The following is an 18,904-nucleotide window of genomic DNA, read 5'->3' on the forward strand; positions in this document are numbered from 1 at the left end:
TAAAAATAATTTAATCACTCCATTGACAAACCAAGAATCGGTGTTCATTATACAACCAACAAATAAAACAATGCGAGTTCAAAGCGAATGATTTTTTAATTTTAAGGAGTACTCTTTATGCCGACTACAACACCACTATCGATTTACCTATTGAAGAAAGGGATCAATGCCAACACTTCAGTCCTCAAGCTCAACAATGCCAATAGCCATAACGTTGAGTTAGATGGGACTACAAGCAAGATGCATGTTCAAACACCTACCTCTAATCCACCAGCTTTTGCCAAATTATTTACTAAAAGCAATCAATTAGCTAAAGTTGACTTTGGAACAAACCAATTTACTGGTGCGGTATTGGAACTACATCACGCCGGACAAACCTTTTTCATTGCCTTCGGAAAAGGCTATCACATGATTGAAATGGACTATATGGTTCATGACTTTGGGTTGAGAACGGCTTTAAACCTGGTGGACACCAAAGACATCCGCGGTGTCGATACCGCTTCAAACAAAACCACACCTCTTAATGCTCGAATTCAGAGTGGACTGAGCGCTGAAGTCTCTGATTTTCCAATCGACATAGATGAAGATCTGTTATCTGCTATTGAGGGGTTGAGCAATGATGCAGGCTTCGGTTCAAGAGTCAGTGGGCGCCGCAGGGCTTTGAAAGTCAATTTTAAAGGCAAGCTGGAAGAACTGCCTAAGCTACTGCTTAATGCCTATAAAAAATACAACACGCCCTTACCCAACGAGTTTAAGTGGGTTGAGAATATTCGAGAGGTTACTGAGTCTACGACTATTACAAGCTTGAATACTGAACTTGTCGCACTCCTTCAGAAGCTCCAAGTGAATGGGCCGTCGAAAGACGACAATATCTACATGATAGCGCCTGATGTCTATGGCTCTGACGTTGTTGGCTTTAGTTATGGTGCCAACAACAAGCTACGCTCAGATATTTTGAGCCTGCAGCGATATCTAGATAAGGTCGTGAAAGAGGAAGGTACTCTTGAACTGAAACATCTCAAGACTGACTATAAGGTGTTCGCTAAGGATGAAGATCATAAGACGAAAAATACGTGGACTGGTTACGATTGCCTGTATAGTGAGCTTGAGAAAGACGGAAAGCATTATGAGTTGCGAGCTGGGATATGGTACGAAATCAACGTAGATTTTGTGAAGGAAATTAACAAGGTAATGGAAAGTATTGCTTCTTACGACGTGACACTTCCTGCCTACAACCATGATTCTGAAGGCGCTTACAATAAGGATGTGGCTGATAACGACACTAATATTGAGTGCTTAGATACCAAAAATATCTATCTTGGTGGTGGGCAAAGCCGCTTCGAATTCTGCGACCTTGTAAATAAAGATAACGGTCACGATAAACTGACGGACCTAATCCATGTGAAACACTACACCTCTTCCGCCACTTTGAGCCACCTTTTTAGCCAAGGTGTAGTGTCTGCAGAGATTTTCCGCAGAAGTGAAGAGGCTCGTCAAAAGCTATATTCGAATCACAAAGGAGTTATGCCTTTGACAGATCCTGCTATCGCACCAAACGCAGGTGACTATCGAATCGTGTATGCCATCTACGATATTGAGGCCTTACCAACAAAGCTACCCTTTTTTTCCAAGGTCAACTTAAAGAATGCATTCAACAGGCTGCAGCTGCTAGGCTATGAAGTCGCCCTTGCGCATGTAGAGATGCACCCTGATAAGAAAGCTCAAACAAAAATAAAACCCTCTAAAAAAAGGGTAAAGTTACCGAGCGCTGCTTAATCACTACGGCTTAAAACGGCTTAGCTGATACGTACTTAATTAGTAATAGAACAACTAAAATCAGCTGAGCCGCCTCTCGGGTTCAATTAACCATTATCTCTGACCTCAATACGTTCATTAATCCAGGCTAATATTTCACACTCGACCCAGGCTACAGCCCTTTCACCTAGTGAAACCTGTTTTGGAAATTTGCCTTCAGAAATCATGCGGTAGATAGTGGGTTTGGTTAGACAGGTAATTTCGATAACTTCTGTTAATTTGATTAGCTTCATGTTGAATTCCTCATTTTGATTCATTCAATAAGCCACTTGAGTATTTTTTAACTTTTCCAAATAATTTCAGTTATATATTACCTATGTGCATACGACCATTTGCTACTAAGGAGAGCTTATGCACGAAGTAATTTCCACAACCACTAATCATTGGTCTAAGACTTCATCTCAAATTCTTGAGACTGCAGCTGGCATCGTGGCCGAACGCTTTGTTCGTGGTGATGCCTTTTGTAACCCAACTGCGACCTGCGATTTTCTACGCTTTAAACTCCACCAGCATCAACGTGAAGTGTTTGCTGTTATGTTTCTGGATAGCCAACATCAGTTGATTGAGTTCAACGAGGTGTTCTTTGGCACCATTAATGCGGCGTCGGTTTACCCGCGTGAAGTGGTCAAATTAGTACTGTTGAAAAATGCCAGCGCGGTGATTTTTGCTCACAATCATCCATCGGGTTGTGCTGAACCTTCTTCAGCAGACAGAAAGATCACAGAGAAACTCACAGCAGCCCTTGCCACGATTGATGTCCCAGTACTGGACCATATCGTGGTTGGCAAAGAATGTGTGTCATTTGCTGAGAGGGGATGGCTGTAATCGGCACATACTGCTTCGTCAACCATCAAATTAACCTGCAACAACCGTATACACCACCAACGCTAATTCAATCTCCAAGTTCAGCCATTAACAAACCAAACAGCAGCTTTCAGGCATTCTGAAAGCGGCTGTTAGTTATGTCTGAAATGAGATTAATTAGGTACTCAAAAAGGTATTGTGGGAACCAGAGAACCTAGGCTATATGCGGGTTTCAATATGCCTGGTTCCCACATTCGTTAAATAGCAAAATGAGGGAACCAACGATGAAAGAAGTTGAAGCGGTTAAAAGCCGCGACACGATTAAACTTATCAGTTACCTGCTCAAACGCCACTACGGCCAGCAAATGGCTGATGTGTGGGAGATTGGTCTGAACTTAGCTTTGAGGATCTCCGATTTACTGGCAACTCGCTTCAGCGATATTCGTGGAGATAAGCTCTGCATAACTGAGCAAAAAACAGGGAAGCAGGCAAAGATATTACTCAACGACAAAACCAAGTCATTAATCGAAGCTATCAGGCAACGTCATCCTGACCATGTTTACCTATTTCAATCCCACCGAAGTCATCAAGTGCAGCGCACTGAGCCTAAGCCGCTTAGTCGACGTGCAGTAACCAAAGCCTTTGCCTTTGTAGGTGAAGACATTCAATTGGCTTTAGGGACTCACTCAATGCGTAAAACACGAGGCTATCACTTATATCAGTCTTGCAAAGATATTAGCCGCGTGATGCACATGCTAAGGCATCAATCTGAAGCGGTGACTCTTCGCTATATAGGCCTCACTCAGCAGCAAGTCGATAACGACTTTGCACAACTCGAAATCTAAACCTTCCACTAAACCACCATATGAGAGCAGTTGCCTAATTGGGCGCTGCTCTTTTTATTTGGAGTTCACTATGAAGAAATTTAAAGCAGGCGATCATCTCGTCACCAATATCGATCCTTTTGGGCTTACCCAACATCACGGTCTTTGTGTCGGGCACAACCAAGTTATCCATCAAAATAAAGATGGCATGGTTGAACAAGTGACCTTAACTGAATTTGCTGAAGGCACAGAAATCAGACGCAGGGCCATTGCTCATGATAAAGATGCAGCAGTAAAGCGAGCAAAGAGCTTACTAGGCTATCAGCCATATCATCTACTCAACAGCAACTGTGAGCACTTCGTTAATTGGTGTATTGATGAAACCTATCGCTCTGAGCAAATCAATGACAGTATGCACCTGACAGTGCAAGCATCAGCTAGAATTGGTTTACTAGGTCTCAGCGCTAAACGAATCGCACAAGGCAACGTTGCGAATGTAGCTCTTGCCTCTACCGCAGCCAAAATAATTGGTGAGCGCATTGGTTTACCAAGCTCTGTGAATAAGGTTATAGGTACACCGGGCGATATGGTCACCAAGCCCATTGAGACCTTGCTAGATGGAGCCAGTGAAACCATCTCAACTTCTGCGGACCATATTCGAGGTGGTGAATACAGTAAAGCAGCTGGGACTCTGATAACTGGCGCGGCCAAAACCACAGTAGATGCGACCGTTGTCACGCCGCTTAAAGTGGTAGGTGATGGAATTATTGCAGTCGCAGATATTGGAAAAGATACCTGGCAATGGTTTAAGAGCTAACAATGTCAGCTAAATCAGGGGGGGATTCCCCTCTGAAATACGTTTATCAATATCTTACAGAATATTTGAAAGATATTATCAACACTTCTACAATCGTGAGTTGGTAAATTATTTATACTCCAGAATTTAACTCAATTACTAAATAAATTGATTAGGTTGATAATAACGGCTATTTAAAGCATGTTTTTTGCATTGTTGGTAACAATAACCCTTAATGCATAAACAGACCTCAACTCGCATCATAAAGCCTCTCGGCAGTTATCCATAAATCAGAAGGATTACAACTCAGCGCTTGGGCTAGTTTCCACACAGACACTATAGATGCCTTAGCAACACCACGTTCAACGCTTGATACAAACGAACGAGCAAGTTTAGCCTTATCAGCAAGCCCCTCTTGGTTATAGCCTAGTTCAACACGGCGTAACTTAACCGCACGACCAAAAGCCATCCCCATCTTTGACACGTCATCATTCACTAGAGAACCTCAGGAAATTTAATACCAAATAATTCTCACGGATTAAAGATAGACAAACCACGCTATAAAGATTACATTTGGGCCTGTATAGTGGTCATTTTGATGTTTTGATTTGAAAATTCACATCCAAAGAAAGTAAACACCCTCTTTCGGACCAAATTGTAAGTTTAAACATAATCATTTAAAGGAGTTACAGATGTCAGTCGTTAAAACCATGTCAATCATAGGAATGGTATTTTTCCCTCTATGCCTCATTCTTGCTTCTGCATTTGCAGAAGTCGATCTAGAAGCTTCAGCTGGATGGGGGATATTTGCCGCCATGTATGGGATTGGTTATTCCATCACTGTTTTTAATAAAATTAAAAATGTAGCTAAAAGCGCAACCTAGACATTCAATTGGGCCCCTAGTGTATATAGGGGCCCAATTACCAGTCTGCTAGTGCCACGATACAAAACCGTCCATCGCGACGATTAACGCTAAAATACGAATGCAAATTTATGGCCTTATAAACAATCTAAATATTCCATTTAATTCACATAATTATTAGCGTTTTATCACAAATTTAAGGTGTATTTAATTCACCAAATTGCTTATTGCTTTAGCATTGTTACGAATGACTCATGCTTCAGTGATTCTAAACTGTCGCGCTAAGAATGGTCATTATTTACCTACCCACGCAGTTCTGGACGTACGCTGCTAACGCATCAGGATTCTACCTCGGGTATTAAGCTTAAAAGCACTGTTCTAGATAAGGATATACGGCTCAAGGATTGAGTAGGCAACATTTCACATAGTAATTAAACCTGTTCTAGGTTATTTGGTGCCGTTGACTGCATCGCCTTAGGTCTATGATTCATAAACATCATAATAGATTGAATCGATCTGAATCTCACACATTAACGCTGACTACAGCCAAAAGAACGAATCCCATCCCCGAAATGTTTGGTCTCCAACTTGGCAAAATAACTGACACGATAGAAAGCATCACCAATTACTGCTTCGAAGTTTGAGGCGTTTTTATTAATGTAATACATAGGATTAACCGGAAAATGAGTAAGACTTTGCGCACTGAACTCTTCAATACCGATGGCACTGGCCCAAGCTTCGACAATCCTTGTACTCAAATTTTTTCCTTGGTAGGCATAATGCCCCAAATGACTATAAGCATCATTATTTAGAAAGATTGCGACATGATAATGGTCCGTAGCGGCACCTGCGCATTCTCTTACCCATACATAACGTAACGAGCAAGGATGTACACGCTTTCCCTCTCGCCCTTTAACTGCTCTATCATGTTTAATTTTTGCATCAAGTGATTTGAAAAACTTGCTAATAACTGATGAGTCGTAAAAGGTTGGCGAATCAGCAAAATTAATAACAGGCAAGTGTAAATCAAACCTGATCATAACAGTACGGGGATGCTCATTAAGTGCGTGTTGCATGGTTCTTAGGGTAGCGTCTAAGTACTGCTTGATTAATGGCTCATGGTAAACCCTAAAACCTTGGTATTGGCCGTTATTGATAATTTGAAGATTAGGATTTGTTGGATGATGTGGGTTCATTTTTTGTACTCCATATGGATTATTGTTCATAACCTATATGGCTTACGTATTTTTTAACTTATTTGAATGACTACACTACACTACACAGTACCAAGTAAATACCGACATCACGGCAATGCTTTAGCCATCTCTAGGCTCGTTAGATTGCGACCATAATAAATTCTTCCAACCACCAGTAATAATACCAAACAGACACACAAAAATATAAACGCGAGAAAAAGGCTAGGCGCACAAAGGCAAATTAACCTAAAAACAAAAAGCTCAACACTCGAAAGTTATGTTTTTGAGATATTAATGGTTTCTTCACTAGCCCTACTTTGAAACGACAATCAACGCGCTCCAACTTAGCTATCGCCCCTTCATGAACATAATCACCATATAATGGTACGGCAAGAGATGGAATTGGGCTTTGCCCACGACTAGCAATAGATAGGACTTGTAAACTAACAACCGCTTTCTCAGAACGCTTATCTGGTGAAATATCTTCATTGCATTGCTCTCCAATAGCCACCAAGCTATAGCCAGTATACGGTTTAATGCTTAGTGTTACTGACTCGTATTGACTTTCAAAACGCATGAGTTGCTGCTTCAACTCTTTTCGTGAAAGCAAAATCGTCTCAGCTAACACACCGTAAAAGTCATCACCTTGAGCAAAATTCGCCTTATTTTTAATAAGCTTTTTAAACTTACTATCAGATAGGCTCTGTAATTCACATACAGAAATCATATTCGTTTTAAATTTCTTAACAGGTAAAAACTGTCTCAATAACTTTTCGACTCTAGATAAATGATAATTTTCGTCATCTGAATCATTCCATACCAAAGAGATAATAAAATAGCTAATCAACTCCAACTGTCTAAAAAGCTTAGCTTTTGATTTAATCTCATAAAAAAAGTAACTCGCAAGACACAAACTTAAATCAACCTTACTACTTTTATACTCATTAAAAATCTCACTAGGGTTGCTTTTAATTTTAGAAAAAACGTTTATAGATTCATTTATATTTGCAGTCAAAAACGGAATATTGATGCGTGGCTCGACTCCCAAACAAGTCATTTGACTGATTTCCTCCACTCTATATATCAAAGGAAGCCTAGTGAATAAACGACTTACATTAACACCACCAAAGTATGAAATACCTTCTTGCTTAACTGCTTTGCTAGCAGCATTTTTTAACCTGTTATTTTTTAATCCTGTCAGGTTCTCTAATCTCGCAGCTAATTTATCGAAAACAACATAGGACTCTTGAATAAGAATGCTCGCTAGAATTACCATTCTTTGCTCAGCGGAATCGTCCTCTTTCAATGGCTTCATTAGCCAGTGATATAATAATCCCCAAACAGGTTCTTCTATTAAATCTGAACCAATTAAATTAAGTGAATCATTGCTTAGGCGAAAAGCAGGCACACCAACTGAGTTATAAATATGTGCTGGTTTTAGGTCATGAACATACCCTTGTTCAACAAGGTAGAGCAATGAACGATTAAACCTAGCTTTAGATAAGCCAATTGATTCCCAACTTTCCTCCAATTTTGGAGCAATGGTTCGTTGACCAAATATGACATACCACTTTAATAAAATGTATCTAGCATCTGTTTTTGCACCAACCATACTGTACAGTAGTTTCCTCAAATTCCCTCCAGAACACTAAAACCTTGCCTACAACGCCCGTAAAATGGCTATTCACTAATAATCAAATCATAAATTATAATACTAGTAATTATACTAGTAATTCTGGTAGAGTACAAAAAACAATCTCCCTGATTTCGCAACATATGAATAAACAATCAAGCAATAATCACTTCCACGACTTGTTCTACTTTATTGATTCAAACGATCAAAATACGGTCAATTGGATAAAACATTACGTTAAAAAACAGGGTTACAATGTAGATAATCTTGGTGATATATACTGCATACTTAATTATTTAGCAGGCTTAATTCCTTTTTTAGAACAAAGGTATTTCTCAGATAAAATGAAATGGGCTTATAGAACACATAAGTCAAGAAAAAAGAAGAAAAGCACCCAAATGTTAAATGTAATTATCGATAAGAATTTAATTAATAGCATTGATAAAGAGAGGGAAATATATAACTTATCTAGAAGTAAATTTGTTGAAGTGAATTTAAACGGTACTTTTAAAGATGAAAGGTACCTAGAAGCCCAAAAGCAAATTAAAAACGAACACAGTAGAGTTATTCAGCAAAAAGAGAGTATTGATAATTTAAAACAAAGGCTTAATACAGCTAACTCCTCATTAGAAGAGGTGCAAGAAACACTAAGTATGTTTTATGAAACGATAAAACAACGAGCTGTACTTGATAAAGAATATGACAAACTCGAACTATGCGAACTTCAGACATTATATCAAAATGCAATGAACATAAAAAAAGCCTAAACTGATAAAGCTGATACTACAGTTGCAAACCACCTCTACACATTGGCAGTACCTTCTTAAAGGTTATCGCGGGTTAAATTGTTATTGATAGATTGGCCAATTTCAGTTAAGCACAAGGAAAGAAGCGGTTTAAAGTAAAGGATTGCCAATACAAACCCAAAATTAGTATACCAATAAGTACCCCATTAAAAAGTTAAACCCACCAAAAACCATTATAAACATATACATAAAGATTTGATTCAGATGACGCCGCCCCACCAAATTAAGTAATTAAGACGTCTCAGGACGTCTTTTTTATTGCCTGAAAAACGTAAAATCAATGACTTACGGTGTCATAAGGTCTTATGAGGTTTCATAGAAGCGCAAAGTCTTGGTATTCCATCTGGTATACCAAGGTATTTTCCTCTATATCTGGAATGCTAAAGATTAACTACTACCACTGGGAGCTTGATTTATGGCCAAAAGAACAACACAGTTGACCGACACTTAATGAACAAGGTTTTGAGGCTGACTTAATTGAAGCGGCTCTATCCCATGTTGATGACAATCAAGTTCGAAGTGCTTATAACCGAACTGATTATCTAGAGCGCCGCCGTCCTATGATGTGTTGGTGGAGTAGCTATATTGAAGAAGCTTCAAAGGGCAGCTCTACTTTGACAGGCAAAAGCAATTTAAGGTGGTAAATGGTAAGTAAACCGTCAGTTTATCTGGGCAGTTTACACCATGCCGCCCACGCAAGACTAAATCATTAATTTTCTTTGGGATTAAATTAAAATTGGAAATTATATCCATGTTAACACCCTAGAGTTTTGGTGCATAATAGACTCCCCCATTATTATCGCTTAATGCTAATAACTCCAGTCCTCATACGCCAAAGGCAAGCTATTGAGTAGATTCCTGCGCTCGCGCCAATCAGGCATATTTTTATCCATAATGGCTCTGAAGCGGTCGTTATGGTGGCGTTCAATCAAGTGGACTAGCTCATGCACCAATATGTACTCCATGCACTCTGGTGGTTTTTTAGCTAGCTCTAGGTTAAGCCACAACCTTTTTGCTTGTATGTTGCAGCTTCCCCACTTGGTCTTCATCTTCTTAATGCCGATATCATTTGATTCAACACCTAGCTTCGTTTGCCAATGAGGGAGTAACTTAGCGATAGACTCTTGCATTCGCTTGCGATAAAAACCATTGAGTAACTTAAGGCGATTATCGACACTGGTATTTTTTGTTACTGCTAGCTCTAGTTTAGTTACGCCTTTTTCTGTCACAGCATGCTTACCCGCAGTATCAACAATACTCAGTCGATAGCGTTTCCCCCAAAGATAATGACTTTCACCGCTCACCATTTCTCGACTTGATTGGCGAGGCTGGGCAGCAAAATCTGCCTGCTGTTGCTTTATCCAAGCTAACTTATTAATGATGGCCAAACGGATTGCTTGATCACCAGTACCGTGTGGTACTGACAAACGCACACGTCCTTGGGGCGGCAATACACTTAAATGTAGATTTTTAATCGCTTTACGATTTACCTGAACCTCAATACCACCAATTTTAATGTCTTCGCTGCCTGTTACCGACATTAATGATATTCCTTTTGCGCTTTCACTCGCTCCATCACTTCCACAATATCAACGTCATAGCCTTTGGTTTCTTCGCGAATAGCGTTAGCTATTTCACGCTCTTTAAAGCGATCACCTAACCAATCGGCTTTTTTGGTATAGCGTACAGCCGTATCAATTTTGGCTGTCAGCACTTCATCATTACCCAAATTGTCATACAGTGATTGCTTAGCTGCCGTATCAACAGAATCAGGATAACTTGCGCTACGATTACCGCTAGGGTTTACCACTTTTTTAGCCAGCTCTCTGATCTGCTCAAGGTATTCTTGATAGTTCAGCGCTTTTTCACGGCGCTGTCTAATAATCTCATCTAACAATGACGACATTTGATCGTAATATTTCGGGTTAATTGGGTTTTCATCCACAATCGTTTTACGCACATTGTTCTCAATAGCCTCAGCCATCGCGTCTTCATTCTCGCGTAGGTCTTTAGGTAATGAATCTAACCCTTCACCGTTGTTATTCACTACTAAATCAATGAGACCTAATTCTTCAAAATCCATAAGTAATTCACTATCATCAGCACGAATGTACATATCCAGAAGATGGCGCATCGCAGGTTCAAAGCGCTTCATTTCCAGCAAGTCGCCACTGGCTAACTTAACCTCGTCACGTACCTTCTCAAAGTAGATAACTTCTTGTCGGATACTGTTGGCTTCAGTAGGTGAATAACCCGCTTGCTCCATCTCATTAGCCAAGTTGGCGTATGCCCTTAACAGCTTAGCTACTGCTTGATACAAGGTTAAACGGAGTGCTTCTTTTTCTGAGCGCTCATCGATATCAGAGGGTTCAACACCTGACTCTCCACAAAAGTAATGGATAAAATCCTTGGTATCACGCGGCGCTTTTACAGGTTCACACAAGGCACGAACCATTTCTAACGCATTGTCTAAATCTTCACGAGACTGCACTAGACGATCTTTAAGCAGACCTGCGACATCATCTTGGTCGTAACCATCAAACGCTTCTGCGGTGTAGTCCTTAATCGCTTTATCCAAAGAACGGAATAAATCTTTATAATCGATAATATAGCCGTATTCTTTATCTTCACCATCAAGACGGTTTACGCGGCAAATAGCTTGAAAAAGGTTGTGATCAGCCATGCTCTTATCAATGTAAAGGTAGGTCGCAGAAGGCGCATCAAAACCCGTTAGCAGCTTATCTACCACTATAAGCAAACGCATTTGTCCGGGTTCCTTGATGAACCGGTTCTTCACCAACTTTTCAAACTCTTCTACGCGTTTTGCTGCATCATCTTCACTTTGTTCAAAATAATCTGCCAACATTTTCCGGTAGGTATCATACTTGAATAGTTTCTCGGTTAAGCCTTCTCCCGACTCTTCACCTTTTATCGAGCCCGCTGCTGGCTGATAGCTGGTAACAATGGCACACTTGCCCGCTAAATCAGTTTTACTAAATAAGTCATATACAACACAAGCTTGATGCACACTGGCACACACCAGCATTGCATTGCCTCGGCCATCCATTAGCCTTGGTTTTAACTCCATATCCATCAAGATATCGCTAACAATCTGTTCTAAGCGAGATTTACTCGACAGCACCTTCTGCATGGTGCCCCACTTCTGTTTAAGCTGCATCCTCGCAAGATTAGAGATACCTTTAGTCTTAGCTTCAAACCATTGGTCGACTTTCTTTTGTGACGTTAAATGCTGATCAATATCACGCGCTTCATAACGTAAATCGAGTACCACACCATCTTCTACCGCTTCATTGAATTTGTAGGTGTGAATATAAGGGCCAAACACCTCTAAGGACTTTTTCTTGTCCTTCTTCATCAGTGGCGTACCAGTAAAGCCAATAAACATAGCGTCAGGGAGGATGGCCTTCATTGCGCTATGCAGCTTGCCTGACTGGGTTCTGTGGCATTCATCCACAAACACAAACAACTTACCTTGGGCGGTAAAGTTACTCATCACACTACTAGATAGTGATTCAATATATTCAGCCGTAGCTTCCTCACTCTCTTCATTATCGTCTTCACCATTACGACCAAACTTATGTACTAACGAGCACAGCAGCCATGGATTCGGCTCACCTAAGGTGGCAATGAGATCACGGCCACTTTTAGTACGATAGATTTCTTCATCAACGCCGGAGAATACCGTCTCAATCTGTTCATCAAGCTCAGTGCGGTCAGTAACAATGAGTACCCGTGAGTCACTCACGTTCTCTCTAATCCATTTAGCCAACCACACCATGGTTAAGCTTTTGCCTGAACCTTGGGTGTGCCAAATGATCCCACCTTGCTTGTTGGCTGAGTGAGATTTCACATGCTTTTTAGCGGCTTGAACTCCAAAGAACTGATTATGGCGGCAAGTTTTTTTAACCCCAGCATCAAACACAATAAAATCATGGATTAGCTGTAAGAAGCGCTTCTTATCACAAAGTTGTGCCAGATGAGTATCTAAGATGGTATCAGCCGTAATATCAGAGCGTGGTAGAGCGGTATCACTACTTGGTTCTTTCCATTCTAGATAGTACTTCTCTGTGGTTTCGATGGTGCCATAACGAATGCCTTGAGTGTCGTTACCTGCCATGACTAGCTGCATGCTGGTAAAGAAATTACGAATGAAGGATTTTTTTTGGTTATCGAGGTTTTGACGAATACCTTCACTCACAGATACAGACGAACGCTTAAGCTCAATAACCCCCAAGGCAATACCATTTACATACAGTACAATGTCAGGTCGTTTTTTATGCTCGCCTTTTACTGTCACCTCTTCTGCTATGGCAAAGTCATTCGCTTCGATGTTTTCCCAGTCAATTAGCCATACGGTCTGGTTTAGTTCACCTGCGCCTTCTTTCTCTTTTACGCCATAACGCAGTAACCGATAGACTTCTTTATTGGCGTCGTAAAGCTTTTTGCCTTCACCAAGTGCTGCGGCCATATCCAACTTTCGTAAAGTACGTGCAATCAATGCTTCAGGTATGCCACGCTTTTTTAACCAATTGCTTAGCAGATTAGTCTCAACGTTGCGATTACCTTCGCGGTACTCCCAGTTACCTAGGTAGTCATACTTTAACTGGTCCCGAAAAAATCGAATCACGCGATTTTGGGTTGCACGCTCTTTTTGGCCTACAGTACTCATCCATTAATTCCTTTCTATCAAACCCTTTCTAGCAAATAGCTATCAAGCAACGATCAAGCAAATTACAGCAATATAAATCAAGCACTTAAATAAAAATCAAGCGGGTAATCGAGAAGTTTTTGCTATTTTATCAAGCAACGATCAAGCAAATCAGCTCCAGTGAGGCACATAACGCATCGCTTTTGCCCCGGCTTCAGGATCATATGGCTTTACCAGCCCGCTACTTACTGCATCTTTAATCACTCGACTCACTGTGGCGCTGTTTTTGGTCTCGATACCAAAGCGCTCTCTCAATGAAGCGTTGTTCATGTGCTCACGGCTCACGTAACGTAAACAGCAATGCTGATAACAAGCGCGAATACGATCTTCCTTATCCATCTCTGCAAATGGCTTATGACCAAATAACACTGTGCGTGTATGCCTGTCAGTAACTTCAAAAATGGGGGCGGGCAATTGATACAACTCGGTTTGGAATATAACTTTATCAATACCTGTACCACGCTCTTCACACACGTTGATACGGCGCATAAACGAGGCCAGCATTTCATTGCGGCTTTGTGGTGGAGTATCAATAAACCGATCAGTATCCACCAGTGGTATTCCCGGATTAGTTATCTCCATCCGGGTATCAAACAGCTCTATCATGGGACCAGTACCCGTTATAGAAAAATCTTGATGAATAATGGCATTAGCCACCAGCTCACGAATCGCCAACTCTGGATACATTGGCACCTCTTTGCGAAATGCCTTGCCAATCTCTTCGTTGGCTGGGAGTAATGTTTTTATCCGATCTATCAAAGCCTCAAAGCCAACTGCATAGCCCTTGTTACCTTCTAGCTCACGAATTGTTTCAACACGACTGTTTCCTTTGTATTGAATAAGACGCATAGCTTTTCGGCCAAGATGCTGAAAACTTTGCAGCTTTTTAGCAAACAAAATCGCCCCAATATTAGCAATGCTCCAATGGCCACTGTCGGTTTTACTGATCAGCCGATCTGCTTGCAAAGCGGCTAAAATACCATCGCGTCCTTCCGGCAATGGCTGACCAGTTAATTCAAAATAAGCAGGGTAGTCGAGCAGTTGTAACACTTCCTCTGCGCTGCTGTTTTCGGTAGCCGCTTGCTGTTCAAAAGGTACTTTGTCAAATACACGCCATAACTCGCGCTCTTTCTCAGCAAACTCTCGCAGTTTCTTTTTGTACGACCCCACGCGAATGTACTCGGTGCCATCAAATTGCACTGGGGTATGGCTTGCGGCTTGTATTTCTAAAATCACTACAGGTTTTTCATTGGCGCTTTCGAACGTATAAAACTGAAAATGGATTTTAGGGGCGGTTTTTTGCAGCAACCAGCTTTCTAATTCTTGCTGCTTATGACGCGCGCTAGCTGGTTTAAAGTCCGTACCAATTACTTCTTGAGTCTTATCATCCACTCCCCAAACAATGTAAGCAGACTGCTTACCGAGCAAGGCTGCCGAATTGGCCAAAGCGGAGATATACTCACCCACCATCGGCGCATCAGCATTGTTATGTTTAAACTCCACCCACTCGGTTTCGTTTGGAAGATGGCACAGCTCACGCAGTAGCGCTTGTAGTTGCGCTAGGCTTTGCTCAGTCGGCATGCGGCTCTCCTTGCGATTTCGTATCAACCTTATCAAACGGCAAGCGGGTTTTACCTGTAAGCAGTTCTTGCATCATACCTTGTTTAATTTGACGAGTTTTAGATAGGCGTTGCTGTAGCGCCTGAATTTCCTCGTCCATATCGGAGAGGATGGTAGCAATGGCAGTTTGTTCTTCTTTTGGAGGAACAGGTAATGGCACGTCTTTTAAATTAGCCTTAGAAAGGCCATAAACTTTTAGCCCGGTTGCCAGTCGATCAAATATTGCTTTTACAGCTACTATTGTGTGTAAATAGCCTTTAAAACCATTCGCGAAGACATCATTTTTATCTCTTAACAAAAAAGTATGTAAACCTGAAATGATTTTTTTTTCACTCAAGTTAAGCACTTCAATACTTTTACCAATACCATCATAATCTTCAGATGCGTCAGCCATAATGACATCACCTTCCTTTAACAATATGGCGGAAGTTATTTTGTCTTGGCTTATATGTGGGATATTCGCTTTTGAAACATTTAAGAGATTATCCCACTTTGTATGTATATCACCATAATGGATATAACCAACCTTTCCTGATTCAGATAAATCGCTACGCGAATTTGTTGCTGTCGTCAAAAATGTAAATATCTCACCATAAGTTTTAACCTCCCAATCCTCAGGGGTTTCACCTAGTTCACTTGGTTGAGTACCTTTAGTTTGCCCTTGCTTGTCGCCATCAGTGTAAGTCGCAAACTGTGGCAAACGAGTCTTGCCTGTCAGTAGTTGCTGCATGGTGGCGGTTTTTATCGCTTGTTTTTTGGCGATGAGTTTGTCTAACTCACCGAGTAATGCGTCTACGTCTGACAAAGCATTCGCGATGGCTATTTGTTCTTGTAATTGTGGAACTGGAACCTTGATCTGCCCTATCTGTGTAAGAGAGAGAAAAGGTTGAGCACCTCCAGAAGACAAGGTTTCTAATACGCTTTCTCTCTTAAAAATCAAAGACTGGTTTAGATACCGACCATCTAACTTTTGGTCATTTGGTTTGATAAGGGCCACATTTTTTAGACTAAAATGATAATTTACAGTTACCAAAGCAGTAGTTGCAGTGCCTGCTCCTATGTTAACCATTAAAACATCACCTAATTCAGGGTTGCAGCGCTTATAAATTTCATCATGTATTTTTTGAGGTAAGTAGTAACATGAGCCGTAATCAATACTATTCTCTTTGATATGAATTGCAGTGAAAAACGGTACGCCTTCTTTCACAGGCCTAGGAGTATCATGTGTTCCATCTGTAACTTTACTTGCAATAGAAGATATATTTTCAACATCCCAATCATCAGGTATCACTTGCTTGGTAGCTTGACTCATAGCGTCCACTCCAAACCCATGGCTTTCAGGTGATTTGCGACTTTATCGCTCAAGTCATCAACCGATTTGGTGAGTGTTGGCAGTGGCGCGCTGTAACGCTCTTCCAACTGTTTTACACGATTAGCCATTTGCTGGGTTACGCGCTCAATTTCAGCAACGATATTAGTTTGTAAGGTGGTTAACCATTTATCATCAACTATCAGGCTTTTTATTTCATCAATGCTCAGTTTCGGGTATTGGTTGAAGACAGCTAAATCTAAGGCTTCTTGCGCAGTTTTAACCGCCTTCTTAGCGGTAGCATCGCCATTAAACAGCTTAGTCGCTTGCTTCAGAACTAAGAGCTCCTCGCTATCGGTTGCGAGCTTAGTTCTTGCAGTTACGCTAGCTTTTGTAATTTTGTCTTTATCATTAATAGCCTCAACCAATAAACCGTCCTCGCCCCCTTGCTCTTCAAGATAGCTTTCCAGTGCTTGAGTGGCTGCATCTTGCTTGGCTTGTAGCTCGTCAATGGCCTGCTGCTTATCGGCAAAGTAACGCGCCACGATGAGGCTTGGCGGGAGCAGTTCAGCTTTGTATTTTTTCTTAGCAATCACTAAATCTGGCGTTTCTTTACTCTTGTTACTAGAAGTCTCGCCTTTAACAGCCACCAGCTCACGCAGTACTTTGCCCGCGATCCAGTCATCTTGTACCAGCACATAAACATCGTCTTGCAATGTATCAGCCCAGTAATCCATGAGGATTTGGTAAATATCGTATTTACTTAGCAGTTCGCTGTTGGCGTAACCTGTTAGTAGTTGCTCTGAAATTTCATGGATCAGCTCTTTAGGGCTATCACCTTGGGAGATCTCCGTTAAAGCAACCTGTTTAATCCATGCTTTAAACGGCAACAAGCTGCGCTTGGCGAAGTCCTTAAATTCTTGATGAGCTAGAATACTACTTTTGACCTTGCTCGCTTCTACTAAGCCATGGCTATAGCCTTCTCGCACTGCTTGACCTTGTTTTGCACCGAACAAAGTGGCTCGAATATTTGGGAACACTTGCCAGAAATGCTCAAGGGCATCGATATCTTTATTTGGGATACCACCCTGTAGGTGGGCACTTAAATCGTGTAGATCTTCTGGTTCACTTGAGTCGATATAACGAGGGATATTAAGGTTGTAGTCATTTTTAGCGATTTCATCAACGCTAACTAAGCGGCTAAAACGCTCTAGCTCTAACCCCTTATTAAACACACCTACGATTTTGTGAATGTCTTGGCTTCGTAGGCGGTTTTTATTACCATCTTTAATAAAGCCCTTACTAGCATCAATCATAAAGATTGAGCGACCTTGCATCGTACCCTCTGACTCTGCGACTGCTTTTTGCGCGTGTTCTTTATCGATAACAATAATACAAGCAGGAATACCCGTACCGTAGAACAGGTTAGCAGGTAAACCAATAATGCCTTTTATGTAGCCTTGCTTGATTAGATTTTTACGAATATCAGATTCAGCATTACCACGGAATAACACCCCATGCGGCAAGATCACCGCACCTTTACCTGTACTTTTTAGACTGGTAAGGATATGCAGCAAGAAAGTGTAATCGCCATTTTTTTCTGGTGGAGTACCCCAAACAAAGCGCTTAAACAGATCGTCTTTTGGGTTTAGGCCACTGGTCCAGTTTTTATTAGAAAACGGAGGGTTGGCTACTGAAAAGTCGAATGTTTTCAACTTGTCTGCGGCGTCTTTCCATTGCGGGTCAGCAAGGGTGTTACCTTTCCAGATTTTAGCCGTCGCATTGTTATGCAAAATCATGTTCATGCGTGCCAATGCACTGGTGGCATTGTCCATCTCTTGGCCAAAGATAGATAAACCGCGCGGAGCTTCATTACTGGCTTTTAATAATAGAGAGCCTGAACCACAAGTCGGGTCATACACTGTCGCATCTTGCGGGGTGTCTTTGGTGATACCTACCACTTTAGCTAGAATTTGAGATACTTCTGAAGGCGTATAGAACTGCCCCTTAGATTTACCCGATTCTGTCGCAAAGTGACGCATTAGATATTCATAAGCATCACCTAGTAGATCATCACCATCGGCGCGATTATCTGACAAGTCTAAGCCTTGGAAAATACCCACCAACTTAGTAAGACGGTCAACCATCTCTTTGCCTTTGCCAAGCTTATCTTCATCGTTAAAGTCGGCTACGTCTATCACACCTTTTAAGTCATTCTCTTCGGCAAGGGCTGCGATAATTTTGTTAATTTTGTCGCCAATTTCTTTATCATTTTTAAGCGTAATCAAATCATCGAAGCTGGTACCTGTTGGCACCACAATCATGCCGAAAGGGTCGCCTTTGTATTTGTCTGATACGTACTTCATAAACAACATGGTCAGTACGTAATCTTTGTACTGGCTGGCATCCATACCACCGCGCAGTTCGTCACAGCTTGCCCAAAGAGATGAATAGAGTTCTGTTTTTTTAATGGCCATTACTTGAGAAACCTTAGTTTAAAAACTTGATG

At 41.2% G+C, this 18,904-nt stretch carries 15 protein-coding genes and 1 pseudogene; 7 read left to right on the forward strand and 9 right to left on the reverse strand.

The features are described from left to right. The first annotated feature begins 117 nt into the window (after nt 1–117). Nucleotides 118–1,776 carry a TIGR04141 family sporadically distributed protein gene (locus G3R48_RS09925; protein WP_153662875.1) on the forward strand — a complete coding sequence of 553 codons (1,659 nt, stop codon included), beginning with the start codon at nt 118–120 and terminating at the stop codon, nt 1,774–1,776. 86 nt (nt 1,777–1,862) lie between these two features. Here the strand turns inward: G3R48_RS09925 and G3R48_RS09930 are convergent, their stop codons facing one another. Continuing rightward, nucleotides 1,863–2,048, reverse strand: coding sequence for a helix-turn-helix transcriptional regulator (locus G3R48_RS09930; RefSeq protein WP_153662877.1), 186 nt, complete (start codon nt 2,046–2,048; stop codon nt 1,863–1,865). Nucleotides 2,049–2,166: 118 nt separating this feature from the next. Between G3R48_RS09930 and radC the strand changes: the two genes are divergently transcribed. The 3 genes from radC to G3R48_RS09945 all read left to right on the forward strand — a co-directional run bounded on the left by radC (nt 2,167) and on the right by G3R48_RS09945 (nt 4,260). Then, nucleotides 2,167–2,640 carry a RadC family protein gene (gene radC / locus G3R48_RS09935; RefSeq protein ID WP_153662879.1) on the forward strand — a complete coding sequence of 158 codons (474 nt, stop codon included), beginning with the start codon at nt 2,167–2,169 and terminating at the stop codon, nt 2,638–2,640. Between the two features lie 263 nt (nt 2,641–2,903). Next, nucleotides 2,904–3,464: a site-specific integrase gene (locus tag G3R48_RS09940; protein WP_153662881.1), complete on the forward strand. Its 561-nt coding sequence runs from the start codon at nt 2,904–2,906 to the stop codon at nt 3,462–3,464. A 70-nt stretch (nt 3,465–3,534) separates the two neighbouring features. After that, nucleotides 3,535–4,260, forward strand: a complete 726-nt coding sequence (locus G3R48_RS09945) for a lecithin retinol acyltransferase family protein (RefSeq protein WP_153662883.1) — start codon at nt 3,535–3,537, stop codon at nt 4,258–4,260. A 229-nt stretch (nt 4,261–4,489) separates the two neighbouring features. On the opposite strand, the gene G3R48_RS09950 is transcribed toward G3R48_RS09945, so the two are convergent. Further along, nucleotides 4,490–4,735 (reverse strand): helix-turn-helix domain-containing protein, encoded by a 246-nt coding sequence (locus tag G3R48_RS09950; protein WP_323741252.1) that lies wholly within the window; start codon nt 4,733–4,735, stop codon nt 4,490–4,492. A 196-nt stretch (nt 4,736–4,931) separates the two neighbouring features. On the opposite strand from G3R48_RS09950, the gene G3R48_RS09955 reads away from it, so the two are divergent. After that, nucleotides 4,932–5,123, forward strand: a complete 192-nt coding sequence (locus G3R48_RS09955) for a hypothetical protein (protein WP_153662885.1) — start codon at nt 4,932–4,934, stop codon at nt 5,121–5,123. A gap of 509 nt (nt 5,124–5,632) precedes the next feature. Here the strand turns inward: G3R48_RS09955 and G3R48_RS09960 are convergent. Together G3R48_RS09960 and G3R48_RS09965 are read right to left on the reverse strand one after the other, a co-directional pair. Then, on the reverse strand, nt 5,633–6,298 hold the full coding sequence (locus tag G3R48_RS09960) for an inovirus Gp2 family protein (protein ID WP_153662887.1): 666 nt from the start codon (nt 6,296–6,298) through the stop codon (nt 5,633–5,635). A 241-nt stretch (nt 6,299–6,539) separates the two neighbouring features. Next, nucleotides 6,540–7,910, reverse strand: coding sequence for a hypothetical protein (locus G3R48_RS09965; protein WP_153662889.1), 1,371 nt, complete (start codon nt 7,908–7,910; stop codon nt 6,540–6,542). Between the two features lie 164 nt (nt 7,911–8,074). On the opposite strand from G3R48_RS09965, the gene G3R48_RS09970 reads away from it, so the two are divergent. Further along, on the forward strand, nt 8,075–8,698 hold the full coding sequence (locus G3R48_RS09970; protein WP_153662891.1) for a hypothetical protein: 624 nt from the start codon (nt 8,075–8,077) through the stop codon (nt 8,696–8,698). 482 nt (nt 8,699–9,180) lie between these two features. After that, nucleotides 9,181–9,381 (forward strand): annotated as a pseudogene (locus G3R48_RS17250) (integrase); the annotation flags it as partial. Nucleotides 9,382–9,546: 165 nt separating this feature from the next. On the opposite strand, the gene G3R48_RS09975 reads toward G3R48_RS17250, so the two are convergent. The 5 genes from G3R48_RS09975 to G3R48_RS09995 all read right to left on the reverse strand — a co-directional run bounded on the left by G3R48_RS09975 (nt 9,547) and on the right by G3R48_RS09995 (nt 18,872). After that, nucleotides 9,547–10,278, reverse strand: coding sequence for a M48 family metallopeptidase (locus G3R48_RS09975; protein ID WP_153662893.1), 732 nt, complete (start codon nt 10,276–10,278; stop codon nt 9,547–9,549). Then, nucleotides 10,278–13,427 (reverse strand): type I restriction endonuclease subunit R, encoded by a 3,150-nt coding sequence (locus G3R48_RS09980; protein WP_153662895.1) that lies wholly within the window; start codon nt 13,425–13,427, stop codon nt 10,278–10,280. The genes G3R48_RS09975 and G3R48_RS09980 overlap by 1 nt, the downstream gene beginning before the upstream one ends. A 150-nt stretch (nt 13,428–13,577) precedes the next feature. Next, nucleotides 13,578–15,047 carry an ATP-binding protein gene (locus tag G3R48_RS09985; RefSeq protein WP_153662897.1) on the reverse strand — a complete coding sequence of 490 codons (1,470 nt, stop codon included), beginning with the start codon at nt 15,045–15,047 and terminating at the stop codon, nt 13,578–13,580. Continuing rightward, on the reverse strand, nt 15,037–16,398 hold the full coding sequence (locus G3R48_RS09990) for a restriction endonuclease subunit S (protein WP_153662899.1): 1,362 nt from the start codon (nt 16,396–16,398) through the stop codon (nt 15,037–15,039). Before G3R48_RS09990 ends, G3R48_RS09985 begins: the two co-directional genes overlap by 11 nt. Next, complete coding sequence (locus G3R48_RS09995; protein ID WP_153662901.1) at nt 16,395–18,872, reverse strand: type I restriction-modification system subunit M; 2,478 nt, start codon at nt 18,870–18,872, stop codon at nt 16,395–16,397. The genes G3R48_RS09990 and G3R48_RS09995 overlap by 4 nt, the downstream gene beginning before the upstream one ends. Between the last annotated feature and the right edge of the window lie 32 nt (nt 18,873–18,904).

It is taken from the genome of Shewanella intestini (assembly GCF_018221465.1).
In the GTDB taxonomy this organism is placed as follows: Bacteria; Pseudomonadota; Gammaproteobacteria; order Enterobacterales; family Shewanellaceae; genus Shewanella; species Shewanella intestini.

What these genes read in the sequence shown, in the direction of transcription:
- G3R48_RS09925 (WP_153662875.1), top strand. Translation starts at nt 118, where the DNA reads ATGCCGACTACAACACCACTATCGATTTACCTATTGAAGAAAGGGATC.
- G3R48_RS09930 (WP_153662877.1), bottom strand. Translation starts at nt 2,048, where the DNA reads ATGAAGCTAATCAAATTAACAGAAGTTATCGAAATTACCTGTCTAACC.
- radC (WP_153662879.1), top strand. Translation starts at nt 2,167, where the DNA reads ATGCACGAAGTAATTTCCACAACCACTAATCATTGGTCTAAGACTTCA.
- G3R48_RS09940 (WP_153662881.1), top strand. Translation starts at nt 2,904, where the DNA reads ATGAAAGAAGTTGAAGCGGTTAAAAGCCGCGACACGATTAAACTTATC.
- G3R48_RS09945 (WP_153662883.1), top strand. Translation starts at nt 3,535, where the DNA reads ATGAAGAAATTTAAAGCAGGCGATCATCTCGTCACCAATATCGATCCT.
- G3R48_RS09955 (WP_153662885.1), top strand. Translation starts at nt 4,932, where the DNA reads ATGTCAGTCGTTAAAACCATGTCAATCATAGGAATGGTATTTTTCCCT.
- G3R48_RS09960 (WP_153662887.1), bottom strand. Translation starts at nt 6,298, where the DNA reads ATGAACCCACATCATCCAACAAATCCTAATCTTCAAATTATCAATAAC.
- G3R48_RS09965 (WP_153662889.1), bottom strand. Translation starts at nt 7,910, where the DNA reads ATGGTTGGTGCAAAAACAGATGCTAGATACATTTTATTAAAGTGGTAT.
- G3R48_RS09970 (WP_153662891.1), top strand. Translation starts at nt 8,075, where the DNA reads ATGAATAAACAATCAAGCAATAATCACTTCCACGACTTGTTCTACTTT.
- G3R48_RS09975 (WP_153662893.1), bottom strand. Translation starts at nt 10,278, where the DNA reads ATGTCGGTAACAGGCAGCGAAGACATTAAAATTGGTGGTATTGAGGTT.
- G3R48_RS09980 (WP_153662895.1), bottom strand. Translation starts at nt 13,427, where the DNA reads ATGAGTACTGTAGGCCAAAAAGAGCGTGCAACCCAAAATCGCGTGATT.
- G3R48_RS09985 (WP_153662897.1), bottom strand. Translation starts at nt 15,047, where the DNA reads ATGCCGACTGAGCAAAGCCTAGCGCAACTACAAGCGCTACTGCGTGAG.
- G3R48_RS09990 (WP_153662899.1), bottom strand. Translation starts at nt 16,398, where the DNA reads ATGAGTCAAGCTACCAAGCAAGTGATACCTGATGATTGGGATGTTGAA.
- G3R48_RS09995 (WP_153662901.1), bottom strand. Translation starts at nt 18,872, where the DNA reads ATGGCCATTAAAAAAACAGAACTCTATTCATCTCTTTGGGCAAGCTGT.